At 61.6% G+C, this 17,281-nt stretch carries 18 protein-coding genes; all 18 read left to right on the forward strand.

Features of this window, described 5'->3' with window-relative positions:
• Positions 1-74 precede the first annotated feature (74 nt).
• Positions 75-1,157: a polysaccharide pyruvyl transferase family protein gene (locus tag FQY83_RS06900; RefSeq protein ID WP_146386470.1), complete on the forward strand. Its 1,083-nt coding sequence runs from the start codon at positions 75-77 to the stop codon at positions 1,155-1,157.
• Positions 1,154-2,113 (forward strand): nitroreductase family protein, encoded by a 960-nt coding sequence (locus tag FQY83_RS06905; protein WP_146386472.1) that lies wholly within the window; start codon positions 1,154-1,156, stop codon positions 2,111-2,113. The genes FQY83_RS06900 and FQY83_RS06905 overlap by 4 nt, the downstream gene beginning before the upstream one ends.
• A complete protein-coding gene (locus tag FQY83_RS06910; RefSeq protein ID WP_146386474.1) occupies positions 2,114-3,184 on the forward strand; it encodes a glycosyltransferase in 1,071 nt (356 codons plus the stop codon). It abuts the gene before it with no gap.
• Positions 3,177-4,436 carry a glycosyltransferase gene (locus tag FQY83_RS06915; protein ID WP_146386476.1) on the forward strand — a complete coding sequence of 420 codons (1,260 nt, stop codon included), beginning with the start codon at positions 3,177-3,179 and terminating at the stop codon, positions 4,434-4,436. The genes FQY83_RS06910 and FQY83_RS06915 overlap by 8 nt, the downstream gene beginning before the upstream one ends.
• Positions 4,433-5,518, forward strand: a complete 1,086-nt coding sequence (locus FQY83_RS06920) for an EpsG family protein (protein WP_146386478.1) — start codon at positions 4,433-4,435, stop codon at positions 5,516-5,518. The genes FQY83_RS06915 and FQY83_RS06920 overlap by 4 nt, the downstream gene beginning before the upstream one ends.
• Positions 5,515-6,411, forward strand: a complete 897-nt coding sequence (locus tag FQY83_RS06925; RefSeq protein ID WP_146386480.1) for a glycosyltransferase family 2 protein — start codon at positions 5,515-5,517, stop codon at positions 6,409-6,411. The genes FQY83_RS06920 and FQY83_RS06925 overlap by 4 nt, the downstream gene beginning before the upstream one ends.
• A 50-nt stretch (positions 6,412-6,461) precedes the next feature.
• Positions 6,462-7,538, forward strand: coding sequence for a glycosyltransferase family 4 protein (locus tag FQY83_RS06930; protein WP_146386482.1), 1,077 nt, complete (start codon positions 6,462-6,464; stop codon positions 7,536-7,538).
• 161 nt (positions 7,539-7,699) lie between these two features.
• A complete protein-coding gene (locus FQY83_RS06935) occupies positions 7,700-8,863 on the forward strand; it encodes an acyltransferase family protein (RefSeq protein ID WP_158636448.1) in 1,164 nt (387 codons plus the stop codon).
• Entirely contained in the window at positions 8,863-10,041 is a 1,179-nt protein-coding gene (locus FQY83_RS06940; RefSeq protein ID WP_146386486.1) for a glycosyltransferase family 4 protein, read from the forward strand. The genes FQY83_RS06935 and FQY83_RS06940 overlap by 1 nt, the downstream gene beginning before the upstream one ends.
• Entirely contained in the window at positions 10,038-11,618 is a 1,581-nt protein-coding gene (locus FQY83_RS06945; protein ID WP_146386489.1) for a glucosamine inositolphosphorylceramide transferase family protein, read from the forward strand. The genes FQY83_RS06940 and FQY83_RS06945 overlap by 4 nt, the downstream gene beginning before the upstream one ends.
• A 105-nt stretch (positions 11,619-11,723) precedes the next feature.
• Positions 11,724-12,881, forward strand: coding sequence for a LegC family aminotransferase (locus tag FQY83_RS06950; protein ID WP_192906679.1), 1,158 nt, complete (start codon positions 11,724-11,726; stop codon positions 12,879-12,881).
• Between the two features lie 65 nt (positions 12,882-12,946).
• Positions 12,947-13,192, forward strand: coding sequence for a type II toxin-antitoxin system Phd/YefM family antitoxin (locus FQY83_RS06955; RefSeq protein WP_146386493.1), 246 nt, complete (start codon positions 12,947-12,949; stop codon positions 13,190-13,192).
• Positions 13,189-13,575: a type II toxin-antitoxin system VapC family toxin gene (locus tag FQY83_RS06960; protein ID WP_146386496.1), complete on the forward strand. Its 387-nt coding sequence runs from the start codon at positions 13,189-13,191 to the stop codon at positions 13,573-13,575. The genes FQY83_RS06955 and FQY83_RS06960 overlap by 4 nt, the downstream gene beginning before the upstream one ends.
• A 62-nt stretch (positions 13,576-13,637) precedes the next feature.
• Positions 13,638-13,886: a type II toxin-antitoxin system Y4mF family antitoxin gene (locus FQY83_RS06965; RefSeq protein ID WP_192906680.1), complete on the forward strand. Its 249-nt coding sequence runs from the start codon at positions 13,638-13,640 to the stop codon at positions 13,884-13,886.
• A complete protein-coding gene (locus FQY83_RS06970) occupies positions 13,883-15,136 on the forward strand; it encodes a type II toxin-antitoxin system HipA family toxin (protein ID WP_146386498.1) in 1,254 nt (417 codons plus the stop codon). Before FQY83_RS06965 ends, FQY83_RS06970 begins: the two co-directional genes overlap by 4 nt.
• 67 nt (positions 15,137-15,203) lie before the next feature.
• Entirely contained in the window at positions 15,204-15,575 is a 372-nt protein-coding gene (locus FQY83_RS06975; RefSeq protein WP_146386500.1) for a DUF2384 domain-containing protein, read from the forward strand.
• Positions 15,572-16,096, forward strand: a complete 525-nt coding sequence (locus tag FQY83_RS06980; protein ID WP_146386501.1) for an RES family NAD+ phosphorylase — start codon at positions 15,572-15,574, stop codon at positions 16,094-16,096. The genes FQY83_RS06975 and FQY83_RS06980 overlap by 4 nt, the downstream gene beginning before the upstream one ends.
• Positions 16,093-17,280, forward strand: coding sequence for a UDP-N-acetylglucosamine 4,6-dehydratase (locus tag FQY83_RS06985; RefSeq protein ID WP_146386503.1), 1,188 nt, complete (start codon positions 16,093-16,095; stop codon positions 17,278-17,280). The genes FQY83_RS06980 and FQY83_RS06985 overlap by 4 nt, the downstream gene beginning before the upstream one ends.
• Position 17,281 lies beyond the last annotated feature (1 nt).

Consider the following 17,281-nt stretch of genomic DNA (forward strand, 5'->3'; position numbering starts at 1 on the left):
CGTGCGGTGATAGGGGGCATGACGCCTGGCCATGCGTCGGTCGCAGACCAGAATCGTGTGGAGAGAGGACAGCTATGAAGATCTCCACTATCACGTGCCATGATGTCTACAACTACGGCGCGTCGCTGCAGGCGTACGCGCTCATGCATTATCTGGAAGGCCTCGGGCACCAGGTCGAAATCATCGACTACAAGCCTGACTACCTGAGCGGGCACTACCAACTGCTGGCAGCAGAGAGCCCGCTCGTCGGGAGCAGTCGCATCAAGGCGGTTCTGTATGTTCTGGTCAAGCTGCCGGGCAGGCTGTTGTCGAGGCGAAGGAAGTGGGCGTTCGACAGGTTCCGCGACAGCCATCTGAAGCTGACGGCCAAGCGCTACAGCAGCTTTGACGACCTGCGCAACAATCCGCCGCAGGCCGACTGCTTCATCGCGGGAAGCGACCAGATCTGGAACACGCTGCGACCCAATGGGAAGGATCCGGCGTTCTACCTGATGTTCGCGCCCGAGGGTGCCATCCGAGCTTCGTACGCTGCGAGCATTGCGGCAGACGTGGTCGCAGACGGCGACCTGCCCTTGATGCGGGAGGGCGTATCTGCCCTGGATCACGTGTCAGTGCGTGAATCCACCGCGGCCGAGTTGCTCGCCCGGATGGGCATCGGCAACATCACCCACGTACTCGATCCGGTATTTCTGGTTTCGGAAGATTCATGGCGCAAGATCGGAGCCGATCGCCATGATGACGGGTATGTTCTTGTCTATGACTTCGATGCTTCCGACGAAGTGAGGCGGATCGCCACCGAACTGGCTGGCGCGCGCGGACTCAGCATCTACAGTATTAGTCAGGGGCGCTACGACTACGCGGACAGAAAATTCCCTCATGCAGGTCCTGCGGAGTTCGTGTCATTGATCCGTGACGCTCAGGTTGTGGTCACCAACTCGTACCACGCTATCGTTTTCAGCCTGATATTCGGCGTCGATTTCTACACGGCTGGGCGTACGGAGAACATCAATTCGCGCATGTCGGATCTTTTGGCACAGTTCGGGCTTGAGATGGGTTCGCTTATTGATATGTGTGAGACAAAGGAGCGGATCAGCGCAATTCTGGAGGCGCGTTTGCTGAAGTCAGAGCAGTATCTGTCCGAGGTGCTCGCAGGATGAGCAGGATCAAGAACAAACTTCACGCGCTTTTCTTCTGGCAGAGCCGCGCAGGAGAGGTGCTGAACAAGATCTACGATTTGCGGATCTTCTACAGGAACTCGTTCTACAAGGGATTCTCAAGCCGGGAGAGCTATGAGGCCTTTCTCACGAAGCAGTATCACATCGTGGAGAAAGGGCTGGCCATGCCTGTCCCGAGGAAGAATTTCGGTGCCGAGAAGATTCGGGTGCTCGTCGAGGTGTCGGAAGACTACATGACGAAGTATGGTCAGAATGATCTGTTGCAGACAATCTCCTCTACCCTGGACTCTTACCTCGACGCGAATGAAGATTTTGAGACGGCTGATCCTGTGCTTTACACCATGATCCAGCGTTTCGTTTCCAGCGTCAGTGCCAACGGTAAGGGTGGCACAAAGCTCGTGACTCCAGTGATCTTTCCGGAGTTCGATGGGTTCGCGAAGTCCAGATCCAGCGTCCGGGCCTTCAACAATGTCGAGGTCGAAAACGATCTTGTTGCCACGGCTGTCGACACAGCCAAGTATGCGCCGTCCGTGTGCAACAGGCAGGGCTGGAAGGTTCACTTGTATGCCGACAAATTGCAGGTTTCGAAATTGCTGTCGCTTCAGGATGGGAACGGTGGATTCGGTCAAACGATCAACAAGCTGCTCATTGTCACGGCGGATTCAAGGTGTTTCACCAATCTCGAGAGCAATCAGATCTTCATTGATGGTGGGCTGTTCTCCATGAACTTGCTTCTAGCCTTGCACAGCGTGGGGGTTGGAAGCTGCTGTCTGAACCTTTGTGTTCCGTATACCAGGGAGAAGAAAATCAAGGTCGCGGCTGGGATAGGCGAGTTCGAGCGGCCGATCATGATGATCGGCATTGGGCACTACGACAGTCAGACCAGAGTGGCGACCTCATGCAGGAAGGATTCCAATCAAATCCTTCAGGTGCACTAGATGAAGCTGTTGTACATCGTCAATGGCATCCGCGGCAGCGGTGGCCTGGAGCGAGTGCTGCTGCACAAGGCGTCGTACCTGTGCGACACCTACGGCTATGCCGTCAGGATCCTGGTGCTCAATGAGCCGCCGGGGGAGCCGTTCTACCCGGTCAGCCCAGCCGTGGAAGTCCGCCATTTCCATGCGTCCGGCTCGGCGGTGGCGTATCTGCGTGCGTACCGGTCGGGGCTGCGGCAGGCCGTGGCGCGGTTCCAGCCGGATGTGGTGAGTGTTTGTGATGACGGCCTGAAGGGCCTGCTGGTGCCGCTGCTGCTGCCGCGCACCCGGCCGGCGCTGGTGTACGAACGTCATGCCTCGCTGGAGCTGATGCGCTCGCTGTGGCAGAAGGCCGTGATGCGGCCGCTGGCGCGGTTGTATGACAAGCTGGTGCTGCTCACTCAGGGCAATGTGAAGGAGTGGGGCGTTCCGGGTGCGGTGGTCATTCCCAATCCCTTGCCGGACTTCGAGACGGGCACGCCGCCCCCGAGGAAGCCGCAGATCCTGTGCGTGGGCAGTCTGTGTCACAACAAGGGCCAGGACCTGTTGATCGAAGCCTGGGCCAGGATCGCCGCGCGACACCCGGATTGGAGCGTGCAGGTGTATGGGAAGGGCGATCCGGCGCCCTTGCTCGCGTTGGCGGCCGCCCGTGGCGTTGCCGGGCAGGTCGAGTTCCATCCGCCGGTGGCCGGCATCGCCGCCCGGTATCAGGAAGCCAGCCTGTTCGTGCTTCCGTCGCGCTCGGAAGGGTTTGGCATGGTGTTGCTGGAGGCGATGTCCTTCGGCACGCCGTGCATCAGCTTCGACTGTCCAAGCGGCCCCGGCGACATCCTGACCGATGGCAAGGACGGCGTGCTGGTGCCGGCAGAGGACGTCGCGGCGCTGGCGGCTGCCATGGACGCACTGATCGACAACCCCGCCCAGCGGGAGGTCTTCGGCCAGCAGGCCCGCATCACGGCGCAGACGTACCGGATCGACCAGATCGCAGGGCGTTGGCAGCAATTGTTCACCACGCTGGTGGCGCGCAATGCCTGAGCTGCACGCCAATGACCAGACGGCAGGGCGGCACATCCTGCTGATCATCCCCTACGGCGGCGTCGGCGGCATGGAGCGGCTGGCGCTGAACCTGTATCGCCACTACCGCAGCCTGGGCGACCGGGTGAAGGTGATGAAGCTGGTCAGGCTGCCCGACGACATCGTCAATTTCGGTAAGGATGAGATCGCCCTGTCCGAGCGCGACTTGAGCGAGATGTCCGCGCTGCGGCGCGCCGGCTTCTATCTGTCGATTCCGTTCTCCATCGCCAGTGCCGTGCGCGCGCATGGCATCACCCATTCGATCGCCATGGGCGACATGGGCAATCTGTTCAGTTCGTTGAGCCCGTCGCGTGAGTTCAAGGTGGCCAGCATCCACTCGCTCAAGAGCGCTGAGCTGGCGGGCGGCGGCGGGCTCAACCGGATCTTCGGGCTGGCCTATCGCACCACGTACCGCCACTTCGATCGCGTGGTGTGCATCAGCCGGGCGATCCGCAACGACCTGCTGGACAACTGCGGCTATCGCTTCCCGGACAACCTGGAGGTGGTCTACAACCCGCATGATCTGTCTGCGATCACCGAGGCGGCCACCGAGGAACTGCCGCCGGACGAGGCGGAGTTGTTTTCGGGGCCGACGGTGGTGTTCCTGGGTCGAATGACTGGCGTGAAGGCGCTCTGGCACTTGATCCGCGCCTTCCAGGCCGTGCTGGAGCGGGGCACGCAGCCGCGACTGGTCTTCGTCGGCGACGGCGATGCCGACATGACCGGCTATCTGCAGTCGCTGGTGGAAGGTTACGGCATCGCTGCGCAGGTGACGTTCCTGGGGCGGCGGACCAATCCATACAAGTATCTTGCCCACGCCGACGTGCTGGCCTTGAGTTCCCATTTCGAAGGAACGCCCAATGTCATTGTCGAGGCCATTGCGCTGGGCGTGCCGGTGGTGAGCAGCCACTGCACCGACGGCGTAGTGGAGTTGATGAGCACGCGGGAGGTGGTCGGGTTCGACCCGCCCCTGGAACTGGAGGCAGGCATCATGACCCCGCCGCTCAGCGGGCGCCGGGACGAAATCACCCACCAGACCCCGATGATGCCGGCCGAATTGGCGCTGGCCGATGCGCTGACGGCGGTGCTGGGGAATCCCGGCTATCGTGAATCCGTGCGACGGAACCGCGGGCCATTGCTGGAGAAGTTCGAGCTGGCGCGATCTGCGCAGGCCTATCTTGCGCCGACCACCAGAGGCGCACCTACACCATGATCGAATTCATTCCCCTGCAAAGCTATGCCTTGGTGGTGAACACCCTCGTCATGGTGGTGGTGGCGCTGCTGGCGTTGCTGGTGATGCGGCATCCGCATGCCGTGGTGGAGCAGCCCGGGGTTCGCAACAAGGTGCCGAAGGCGTTGGGCGAAACGGTGGTCATCGCGCTGTGCGTGCTGGTGGGGTTGCGGCCAATCAGCTATGCGTTTGGTGACATGGGGAACTACTACAAGCGCTTCGTGGAGTATGCTGCCGGGGCGATGCCGGACGGCCGCGACGCGTTGTTCGAAGGGATCATGTGGCTATTCGCGCAGGTCAACGCGCCAGCACTGTTCTTCCTGTTCTGCGCGCTGGTGTACGTGATCCCGCTGCGGATCGCCAGCCAGCGGCTGCTCGCCAACTACTGGCCCTTGGGCTTCCTGTTTCTGATCGCCCACATCTCGTTCTACGGATTCGCTGTCAACGGGATCCGCAACGGCATGGCGATGTCGTTGTTCACGTTGGCGATCACCTATCGTGGATGGCGGTCCTGGGCGCTGATGGCTGCGGCCATTGGCCTGCACGGATCACTGATCCTGCCGATTGTGGCGTGGGCGGCGGCAAGCTTCGGCTTCAGGGCCAAATGGGCCATTACCTTCTGGATTGTCTGTTTGTTGGTGTCCCTCGCGGTCCCGGGCGTGGCAACGATGCTCGCATCCTCGCTGCCAGTGGATGATCGCCTGGAACAGTATGCGGCGATCGCGGGCCAGTATGACGACCAGTTTTCCGCAACCGGTTTCCGCTGGGACTTCGTGCTTTACGGGGCTTTGCCGATTGCGGTTGGCGCGTTCTTCATCTTCCACAAGCGGCGGTTCGATGCCTTCTACCTGAAAGTGTTCAGCACCTATGTCATCACCAATGCCGTCTGGCTGCTGCTGATCACGCTTCCGTTCTCCAACCGCTTCGCCTACCTGTCCTGGGGGATCATGGGTTTGGTGATCGCGTACCCGCTCATCAAATGGAAGGTCTTTAAGCAGCAACAGTTCGTGTTCGCCGTCCTGCTGGTTGGCTTGGCCGGCTTCAGCTTCGTCTCACAATTATGAAAACGATCACCGTATTCACGCCGACCTACAACCGGGCGCATCTTCTCGGCAGACTTTATGAGAGCCTGCTGCGCCAGACCTGCCAGGACTTCATTTGGCTGGTGGTCGATGACGGCTCCACTGACGGCACCCGCGAAATGGTAGCCGGCTGGCAGGCGGAAGCGCGGATGGAGATCCAATACGAGTACAAGCCCAACGGCGGAATGCATACCGCGCATAATCGGGCCTACGACTTAATGCAGACCGAGTTGAATGTTTGCATCGATTCCGACGATTGGATGCCGGACAATGCTGTAGAGCTCATTTGCTCACGATGGCGCGATGTGCGCAATGACCCGGGAGTCGCGGGAATAGTAGGGCTGGATGAGTCGCCTGATGGCGAGATCATTGGCACACGATTTCCTGTTGATGGCTTGCGATGCACGCTGACGGGTCTGTACGAGCGCGTTGGGATCCGAGGAGACAAGAAGCTCGTATACAGGAATGACGTAACGCGATCCTTCCCGCGGTATCCTGAGTTTGCCGGAGAGCGTCTGGTGCCATTGGGCTGGTTGTATCGACAGATCGACCAGAAGTACGAGCTGATCGCCTTTAATGATGTTTACGTTGTCGTTGACTATCAGGTAGGTGGTTCTTCGGACAGTATCATCAGCCAGTACTTTCAGAGCCCGCAGGGCTTTCAAGCATCACGTATCATATCGATTCAGTACTCCGGAAGCCTAAAGGATAAGCTGCGGAATGTTGTGCATTTCGGCGTGTCTTCTCTGATCCTTGGCCGTTGGCGGACGTGGCTGCATTCGCCGGCCCCAATCCTCTCGGTCTTGACGTGGCCGCTGAGTGTTACAGCGTTCGCGTATCTGGTCGTTCGTAAGTCGCTACCCCGGAGGGCTTGAGTTTGCGATCAAAACCCAATTTGGGCTTAGAGCCACGCAAGCTGCGAATCGTGCATATCCTGTCTTCCCCGACTGCCGGCGGGGCTGAGGTTTACGTCAAGGACCTCGCGCTTGCCATGGCCGCCGAGGGGCATTTTGTCGCCGTCGCGTTCCTCAACCATGCGCACGAAGTAGGCCGACAGCAGTCCTATGAGCAGAATTTTCTTGAGGAGCTTGCGGCAGGGGGAGTCGAAGTGGACTTCATCGGCTACAAAGCCCGCCGAAGCCCGGTCTTCGGATGGACGAGACTGCGACAGATGACAGGGGAGTGGAGGCCAGACGTTATACATTCCCACCTGTCCTACGGCCTATTGTTCGCGGCGTTCTGTCCTGTTCCAGTGGTTTATACCCAACACACCATCAAGTTGAGGGTGCCCGCATGGCTCTATCGAGTGTTTCTGGATCGGGTGGTTAGCAGGTATATCGGCATCTGCGCTGCGTGCGTAAACGTTCTGAATCGAGCAAGCTCAAGACCGGTTGTCAGAATCGATAACGCTGTTTCCCCGGAACGCGTCTGGCGAAGACCCCAGGATTCGAGAAGGGACGGCACGGTCAAGCTGTTCTCAGCGGGTAGGCTAACCGAGGCAAAAAACTATACCTTGCTGCTGGAATCCGTCGCCGAGCTGGACGACATGGATTTCACCCTTGAGATCGCTGGTGAGGGGCCGCTACGTGGCGTGCTTGAGCAACAGATCGAGCAGCATCAGCTGGCGCATCGGGTCAAGCTGCTTGGCAACGTCAATGATGTTTCCGAACGATTGGCAGGAGCGGACATCTTCGTGATGTCGTCATCTTGGGAGGGGCTTCCTATTGCCCTGTTGGAGGCAACCTTGACTGGATTGCCGGTGGTCGTGACGAATGTCGGCGGCTGCGCCGAGGTGGTGCATAGGGTGGGAAATGGGCTTGTTGTGGATACGTCGATCGCCAAGGACCTCGCCGCAGCAATGCGCCGTCTAATCGCGTCGGAGTCGCAACGGTCGTTTTTTTCTCATAACGCCTTGAATTACTCCGCTTCCTACGAGCTTGGGACGGCGGTTGCCCTTCATATGTCGTTGTATCGTGATGTGGTGGATGCGAAATCCCCATGAACTCTGATCTCAAGACAAAGATCTTTCGGGGGACATCCTCCTGGCTTCGCACAGGCCAGCAACGAAGACCATATATTGCTCGATCTGAACCGCGAACCACTTGGTGGCCAATGAGCGATATCTCGTCAACGGAGCATGTGGATGATACTCTGAGGGTTAGCGTGAGCACCGCCCCGGCGCGCTTCAGAAGACATGAGGAACTGTTCTCGCCCGCCGCATCGACGTTCTTCGATCTGCTCAGGTTCAGCGCGGCAGTGATCGTTGTCATGGAGCATCTGGCATCAAGGCTGTTCGTCGGTTACGGTTATCTGGATAATCCCGGGATTTGGACTCAATTGCTCTACTGGTTGAACCTGCTTGGTAGTCCGGCAGTTGTCGTGTTCTTTGTCCTGAGTGGCCTTTTCATCTCACGATCGATCTATCGAACGGTGCTTATGCAGGGGCGAAAGTTTGATTGGGCGGACTACTTGAGCGCGCGATTGTCGCGCCTCTGGCTGGTGTTGATTCCGGCGCTCGTCGTTACCTTCATTGTGGATCTTGTTGCAGACGCGAATGGCTGGGTGAACAAAGGGGCTGGTGTAGAGGTTTTTGCCGGGAACGTACTCTTCGTACAGACGATACTGGTGCCCCAGTTCGGTTCAAACGCGCCGCTTTGGTCCATCAGTAACGAGTTCTGGTACTACATGATCTTTCCAGCGCTTTTTCTGGCTGCGATCGCGCGAACGTCCAGGCGCACGCTGGCACTCATTGCGCTGGCCATCGTGCTTCTGGTGTTTATTGGCCCGAGAAAGGCTGCGTACTTTTTGATGTGGCTGCTCGGTGCCCTTGTCATGGTGCTACCCGCGATGCGACGGTTCGGATCAGGTCGAGCATTGGTTGTGGCTCTTGCCCTCCTCACCATTGCTGCGCTTCTGCGTCCGTTGGTCGCGCGAGGGCGATTGATGTTTGACGGATTGGAGATTGACCTGTTCTGGCCTGATCTTCTGGTGGCTGGAGCGGCGTTTCTCGTGATGCGTATTGCGTTCGTATATTTTGCGAGCCGCCAGTATCTGTTCAACGATTCGATTGACAGATTGATTCGGGGGGGCGCGGGATTTTCTTTCAGCCTTTACGTCCTGCATTACCCATTTATCAATTCCGGATACTTCCTGGCCCACGCCAATGGATTCCATGGGTTTCAGCCGGGGATCATTGGCGTATTGGTCGAGATCATCGTCGTTCTTCTTCTCTGCTCGATCGCCTGGTTCTTTGCATTGTTGACAGAAGCGCACACGGGAGCCGTGCGCAAGGTAATTTCGAGAATGTCGGCGAGGGTCGCTAGGTAGTGGAGCATCGCATACTGCTGATCGCGGGTTTCGCCGCCTCCGTGTCCACGTTCCGTGGAACTTTGATTCGTGCGCTGCGGGATTCCAGAGCGGCGGTTGAGGTAGGAGTTCCTGGAGTCGACGAGGTCACGGGCCTCCGCCACGAGCTGGCGTCGATTGGCGTGGCGCTTCATGACATCCCATTGCAGCGTGCCGGAACCAACCCGCTTGCCGACATCGGCCTGCTCGCAACCCTGTTCGAACTGATGCGCTCGGTTAGGCCTACCATCACCCTGCCTTACACGATTAAGCCCGTCATTTACGGCACTATCGCCGCTTGGCTGGCGCGCGTGCCGCGCCGCTACGCGCTGGTCACAGGCCTGGGCTATGCCTTCACCGGCGCCCGCCAGGGACTGGTCACCCGCCTAGTGCGCCTGCTGTATCGCTTCGCACTTCGCCGCACGCACAAGGTGTTCTTCCAGAATCCTGACGACGAGAGCCTGTTCCGTCAGCTCGGCCTGCTTCCGGCGAATATTCCTTCGGTGGTGGTCAACGGGTCGGGTGTGGACGTTGCCCAGTTCCCGCTGCATCCGCTTCCCGCCCGAGAGCCCGTTTTCCTGCTGATTGCCCGCCTGCTGGGCGACAAGGGTGTGCGTGAGTACGCCGAGGCGGCGCGCAGGATCAAGGATGCCGATCCCGGCGTCAGATTCCAACTGGTGGGCTGGATCGACAGCAACCCGGACGCCATTGCCCAGTCGGAGCTGGATGCATGGGTCGCTGACGGCACCATCGAGTTCCTAGGCAAGCTGGACGACGTACGTCCGGCCATCGCAGCCAGCACGGTCTATGTACTGCCCTCCTACCGCGAAGGCACCCCGCGCACGGTCTTGGAAGCCATGGCCATGGGCCGCCCCATCATCACCACCGATGCCCCGGGGTGTCGCGAGACGGTCATCGACGGCGAAAATGGTTTCCTGGTCCCGGTGCAGTCGGTGGATGCGCTGGTGGACGCCATGCTGAAGTTCATCGAGGATCCCGCGCTCGCCCCGCGCATGGGGCGGCGGTCAAGGCAGATTGCAGAGGACAAGTACGACGTGCACAAGGTCAATGCGGTGATGTTGCGGGAGATGGGCATCCGCGATGCGGACGACGGAAGACGCATGAACGACGACCGAAGGCCGGAAAGTTCTGAACCATGAGAATAAAAGTAGCACTGCTTGTAGATGATCTATCCCTGAGCCGCTGGCAGGAAGAGGCGCTTTCCGCGGTTTCTGATCTGCTTGAGGTTGTGGTTGTCCTCAACTGTAGCAACACGGTCACGCACAAAAGGGTCTTTGCCCATGCGGGCTACTATGCGCTCAACGTGCTTTCCATCCGGAGCACATTGAGCCGCAAGCGAGCGGTTGAGTTTGATGGCCTCGAAGTGTTGACCTTCGATTCGCTGTACTCAGGGGCCTGGCAGACGATCCCCGACGGGATTGTCGATGCGATGCGGGCAAGAGGTGTCCGGACCATCATCAAGTTCGGCATGTCCTTGCTGCGCATGGACAACCTTGAAGGCGTAGACGTGCTGTCGTTCCACCACGGCGATCCGCGGTTCTACCGTGGCAGGCCCGCGGGCTTCTATGAGATTCAGAACAACGCCCCTTGTGTAGGAATGATCGTCCAGAAGCTGTCGAACGTCCTGGATGGTGGCGAAGTGCTCGCGCTCGGGCATGCCAAGCTGTACCCGTATTCGTACCGGCAGACGATTCAGGGCCTGTACCGGGCATCTCCGGCGCTGTTCCGCCGCGCGTTGATGAACTACCGCAACGGCTTGACGGTTGCGATCAAGCCGAAGGGGAAGAACTACCGCCTGCCTGGCAACTGGACGGTCGCGAAGTTCTGCGCACCCATGCTGAGCCGAAAATTTTCCCGCCTGCTGTATGGCGCGCTGTTCGAGAAGAAGTGGAACATCGTGGTGCGGGACGACCTGGACATCTTCTCGTGGGCAACCACCACCGTGTCGGGCGGGCGGCAGCCAAGGATTCCGGAGAAATATAGCTTCCTGGCGGACCCCTTCTTCTCTTCGGATGGATCCGTTGTGAGGGCGGAAGCCATGGTGGCATCCAGCGGATTGGGTGAGATCGTCGAGTTTGAAGCAGTGACCCTGGAGTTCTCGCGCAAGCTGCTGGCGGGACCGCATTTTTCGTATCCCTACACCGTGACTGACGCCGGGCAGGAGTTCATCCTTCCGGAAGTCGCCGGCCACGAGGCGCCGTACTTGCTCACGCCATCGGGGGACCGGAAGATTCCATTGCGGGGCCTTGAGGACGCCAGGATCGTGGACCCGTCGCTGGTCAGGCATGGAGATCACTACTACCTGTTCGGAGGGCAGCCGCAGTCGGCGGCCGGCATGCTGTACGTCTACGTGGCCGATGCCCCGGACGGCCCATACCTGCCGCACCCGATGAACCCGGTCGTGATGCATCCCGCCGGTGCCCGGATGGGGGGGCGCCTGATTCATCGTGATGGTGCGCTATACCGGTTCGGTCAGGACAACTCCGGTTCGTACGGAAATGGCGTCAAGATCATGCAGGTCACCGTCCTGAGCCCTGATGCATACGAGGAACGCGAAATCGGCGAACTACGCTTCTCTGATGCCAAAGGGCCGCATACCGTGGACCATCGGAACGGCAACGTGGTGCTCGACTACTACGTGGAGAAGTTCTCCCTGTTGGCAGGGTATCGCCGGCTCGCGGCGATAGTTCATTCGCGTTTGCAGAAAGCTGGCTAGCAACGTCTCGCCTGGCGTCCGCCAGGGATAGAAGCTACTGCTGGCATCCCGCTGTTAGGGGTCAATTTGACGAGAATGAGAAAAGTGGAAATGACGATTGATGAGATGGGCCGATCGTTGGTGCAGTTGGCCCGCGACGTGCACGGCAGCGGCTTCATTCCCCTCCATCGGCCCGTCTTCGAGGGCAACGAACGCCAATACCTTACCGACTGCATCGACTCGAACTTCGTCTCTTCGGTCGGCGCCAAGGTCGTCGAGTTCGAACAGCACATCGCCTCCTTCACCGGCGCGAAGTACGCCATCGCCACCGTCAACGGCACCGCCGCCCTCCACGTCGCCCTGCAGCTGGCCGGCGTGCAGCGCGACGACGAGGTCATCACCCAGGCGCTGACCTTCATCGCCACCTGCAACGCGCTGAGCTACGCCGGCGCCCATCCCGTCTTCGTGGACGTGGATCGCGACACCCTGGGCCTCAGCCCCGAAGCCCTGCGCCGCTGGCTGTCCGAACACGCCGAGCAGCGCGACGGCCAGGCCTGGAACCGCCACACCGGCCGCCGCATCGCCGCCTGCGTGCCCATGCACACCTTCGGCATCCCGCTGCGCATCGCCGAGATCGTGGCGATTTGCGACGAGTACGGCATCAGCGTGGTCGAAGACGCGGCCGAATCCCTCGGCAGCTGGGTCGGCGGCCGCCACACCGGCACCTTCGGCCGCCTGGCCACGCTCAGCTTCAACGGCAACAAGGTGATCACCACCGGTGGCGGGGGCATGATCATCACGGATGACGAGGCGCTGGCGCGCCGCGCCAAGCACCTGACCACCACCGCCAAGATCCCGCACCCCTACGAGTTCGTGCATGACGAGGTGGGCTACAACTACCGGCTGCCCAATCTCAACGCCGCGCTGGGCTGCGCGCAGATGGAACGGTTGCCCAGGATGCTGGAGATCAAGGCCGAGGTGGCCGCGCGCTACCGTGGGTTCTTCGCCCGCACGGATGTCCGCTTCGTGGAGCCGCTGCCCGGCACCACGGCCAACTACTGGCTCAACGCCATCGTGCTGGATTCGGAAGCCGACCGAGACGCGCTGCTGGAATACACCAACAGCCGCGACGTGATGACCCGCCCGATCTGGCGCCTGATGTCACGGCTGCCGATGTTCCAGCACTGCCAGCACGACGGGCTGGAGAACTCCCGCTGGCTGGAGGCGCGGGTGGTGAATCTGCCGTCGAGCGTGCCGGAGAGCGAGTTCGGCAGGTTGCGCTGAGGCTTGCGCGCCGGTTCTTTCAAGGACTAGACTAACAGGACTTAGTCGGGTCGGGAGGCCGCGCCATGTCCACCGTCAACATCCACGAAGCCAAGACCCATCTCTCGCGCTTGGTCGAACGTGCCGCGGCGGGGGAGACCGTGGTCATCGCCAAAGCCGGCAAGCCCATGGTGAAAGTGATGCGCGTGGATGCGTCGGAAGCCGGAGGGGTCAAGCGGCTGGGCTTCCTGCAGGGGGCCTTCCGGGTGCCGGACGACTTCGACCGGATGGGCGAGGACGAGATCGCTGCGCTGTTCGGCGTGCCGGCGTGAAGTACCTGCTCGACACCCATCTGCTGCTGTGGGCGGCTGCAGAGCCGAAGCGCCTGCCGGAGAAGGCACGCGCGCTGCTGGAAGATGCGGACAACGTATTGCTGTTCAGCGCCGCAAGTCTGTGGGAGGTGGCGATCAAGGCGGGACTTGGGCGGCCGGATTTCACTGTGGAGCCGGCGGTGTTGCGTCGCGGCCTGCTCGACAACGGCTACGTGGAACTTCCGGTGGTCAGTGAGCATGCCGTGACCACCGGCACCCTGCCGCCGATCCATCGCGATCCGTTCGACCGCCTGCTGGTCGCCCAGGCCCAGGTGGAAGGGATCACGCTGCTGACCGCGGATCCGGTGGTTGCGCAGTATCCTGGGCCGATCCGGGGTTTTTGAGGCGCGGGTGGTGAACCTGCCGTAATGTTCCCGTTCGGGATCGAATAGTCTAAATTCGACTCATGGTCGCGGATTATTCCCGTTCGGGTTCAAGAATCGTGCTGGCCGACCCTGGCACGTTGGGGGCGGCCGTCCGCCAAGCCCGGAAAACCCACGGCCTGACCCAGGCTGAGCTCGCCGGCCTGGCCGGTACCGGCCCGCGTTTCATCAGCGAGCTGGAGCGGGGCAAGGCGAGCGCGGAGCTGGGCAAGGTGCTGGACGTGCTCGCGGTGTTGGGCCTGCACCTGCTGCTGACCGGGGCGGATGCGTGATCGAGCGACTGGACGTCGAGCTGTTCGGGCAGCCCGCAGGAATGCTGGAGATATCCGGACCGCTGCGTCGCCCGGAGGACTGGACGTTTACCTATCACCGGGAATACATCCGGGCTGGCGCACCTGCGCTCTCGGTGACGATGCCACTGCGCGAAGAACCGTGGATCGGCGCCTTGACGCGCAACTGGTTCTGCAACCTGCTGCCCGAAGGCGCGGTACGGCAGGCGATCGTGCAGCGGCTGCGGATCCCGCACGACGACGGTTTCGCCCTGCTTGCAGCGATCGGCGGTGAGTGCGCCGGTGCCGTCAGCCTGCGGGTGCCGGGAGAGGAGCGGGCCGCTGCCGATGATGGTGAAACCGACCTGGAGGCCGTGCTCTTCCTGCAGGGCGATGTGGGCGGCGAAGGCAGCTGGGCACTGGCGGGAACGCCGATGCGGCTGTCGCTGGCCGGTGCACAGGACAAGCTGGCGGTGGTGGCCGAAGCCGATGGCCGGCTGCGCCTGCCGCATCGTGGCGAACCCAGCACCCATATCCTGAAACCTGACAGCCGCCGCTTCCGCGGGCTGCGCGATGCCGAAGCGCTGGGCATGGCGCTGGCGCGCAGGCTTGGCCTGGATGCGGCGCCTGCAAGGCTGCTGGACGTGACGGGCACGCCGGCGCTGCTGATCGAGCGCTACGACCGCGTCCGCGCATCCGACGGCACGCTGCAGCGCCTGCACCAGGAGGATTTCTGCCAGGCCCTCAGCTATCCGGATGGGCTCAAGTACGAGGCCAGCGGTGGGCCCGGCCTGGCCGCGTGTTCGGCGCTGGTTCGCAGGCTCGCCCTGGGCCCGGGGGCGGTGCAGGGCCTGCTGGACTGGGTGGTGTTCAACGCGTTGATCGGCAATGCCGATGCGCACGCCAAAAACCTGTCCCTGCTCCGCGATCGTGAGGGCAGGCGACGGCTGGCACCACTGTACGACCTGGTGCCGACGGTCTACCTGCCCGAATCTCTGGTGGATCGCACGCCTGCCATGCGCATCGGCGAGGCTGCACGCATCGACCGGATCGGCGTTGAAGACTGGGTGGCGTTCGCCGATGCCGCGGGTTACCGGAAGCCCTATGTCATGGACAGGGTGCGATCATTGGCGGGCAGGATCCTCGGGTGCCTGGCGGAAGTCGGCAACGGGATCGTGGAGCAGGGCGGTGATCCGGAACGCGTGGAGCGCGTGATCGTCGCCATCGAAGGCAATACCCGAATGGCGCAGTGAGCTTCTTGTCTTGAGTGCAAGAAAAGTGCACCATTGTGACATTAATAGTGCGCTCAGGAGGCCTGACATGAACGCCATTCTTCAGGAGCCTTGGACCGAACGGTTTCGCGAGGCCGATACGCCCTACCTGTCTCCGGGCAAGGTGGGTGAGCTGTTCGGCCTGCGTGTGCAGGAATTGGCCGAGCGTGCGCATGTGCACCGCAACACGCCCACCGCCCGCCCGCAGGCGGCCCAGTTGCAGAAGTACCTGCAGGAGATGATCCGTCTGCTGGCAGCGGCAACGGCCATGACTGGCGACGAAGGGCGGGCGGTCTTTCTGCTGCGCAACCAGCCGCTGAAGGCTTTCGAATACAAGACGGCCGAGGCTCTGGTCCAGGAGGGGCGCACGGATGCCGTGGTCGCTTATCTGGAGTCCCTGGCCGGCGGCGCGGGAGGATGATCGAGCTCGCGCTCGACCGGCGGCAATTCCCGGCCTGGTATCGGGTCATCGTGCCGGCTTTCGCGGATACGCCACTGTCCGGGATGGGGGCTGCCCGGCAGGGCGGACGCTTCAACCGGCCGGGACAGGAGGCGCTGTACCTGTCCTTGGATGAACCGACTGCGCTAGACGAGTACCGGCAGGACAATCCCTGGCTGCCCCCTGGGACCATCTGCACGTTCTTTGCGGATGGATTACGGATCGCCGATCTCAGTGCCGGGTTCGACCCGGTGTCGTGGGCGCCCGTCTGGGCCGACTTCGAGGTGGATTGGCGAGCCGAGTGGTTCGGGCGCTCGGTGGAACCGCCCACCTGGTACATGGCAGACGACGTGGTGGCTGCGGGGCTCGACGGACTCATGTTTCCGTCGCAGGCAAGGCCGGGTGGGGTCAACTTGGTCGTGTACCGCAGTTCATTGAGGCCAGCGGCGGAGCTGGACGTATACGACCCGGACGGAAGACTGAGGCAGAAGCGGATTCCATGAATATTCTCGACCTGATCGGCCGCACCGCGCCGCTTTTCGACACCGACATCCAGCGCCACGAGGCCGAGCTCTCCGGCCTGGTGCAGTCCAGCCGTTTCCTGGTGATCGGCGGCGCCGGCTCCATCGGCCAGGCGGTCACGCGGGAGATCTTCAAGCGCAAGCCGCGGGCGCTGCACGTGGTCGACATCAGCGAGAACAACATGGTCGAGCTGGTGCGGGACATCCGCAGCACGCTGGGCTACATCGACGGCGACTTCCGCACCTTCGCCATCGACTGCGGCAGCCGCGAGTTCGCCGCGCTGATGGCGGCCGGGCAGGGCTACGACTATGTGCTCAACCTGTCGGCGCTCAAGCACGTGCGCAGCGAGAAAGACCCGTTCACCCTGATGCGGCTGATCGAGGTGAACGTGCTCAACACCATCGGCACGATCGCCCAGGCGCAGGCGGGCGGGGCGCGCAAGTACTTTTGCGTGTCCACCGACAAGGCCGCCAACCCGGTGAACATGATGGGCGCGAGCAAGCGGATCATGGAGATGTTCCTGATGCGCGCGAGCCTGGCGCTGCCGATCTCCACGGCGCGGTTCGCGAACGTGGCCTTCTCCGATGGCTCGCTGCTGCATGGCTTCAACCAGCGCTTCGCCAAGCGGCAGCCGATCTCGGCGCCGAACGACGTGCGGCGCTACTTCGTGACGCCGCAGGAGTCGGGCGAACTGTGCCTGAGTTCGTGCCTGCTGGGCGGAAACCGCGAGATCTTCTTCCCGAAGCTGAGCGAGGAGCTGGACCTGACGCGGTTCTCCGACATCGCCGTGCGCTACCTGGAGTCGCTGGGCTTCGAACCGCACGAGTGCGGCAGCGAGGACGAGGCGCGCGACCGGGCGGGCGAGCTGATCGCCGCCAAGAAGTGGCCGGTGTACTTCTTCGCCAGCGACACCACCGGCGAGAAGGATTTCGAGGAATTCTTCACCGATGCCGAGACGCTGGACATGCAGCGCTTCGAAAGCATCGGCGTGATCCTCAACGCGCCGGAGTTCGATGATGCCAGGCTCGACTGCTTTCTGGAGAAGATCGAGGCAATTCGCGGCGGCGAGACGTGGGACAAGCCCGAGATCGTCGATCTGTTCAACCACATGATTCCCGGCTTTGCCCACAAGGAAACGGGCAAGTACCTCGACGGCAGGATGTGAC

Origin of the sequence: Luteimonas marina, assembly GCF_007859325.1 — a bacterium.
Classification (GTDB): Bacteria; Pseudomonadota; Gammaproteobacteria; order Xanthomonadales; family Xanthomonadaceae; genus Luteimonas; species Luteimonas marina.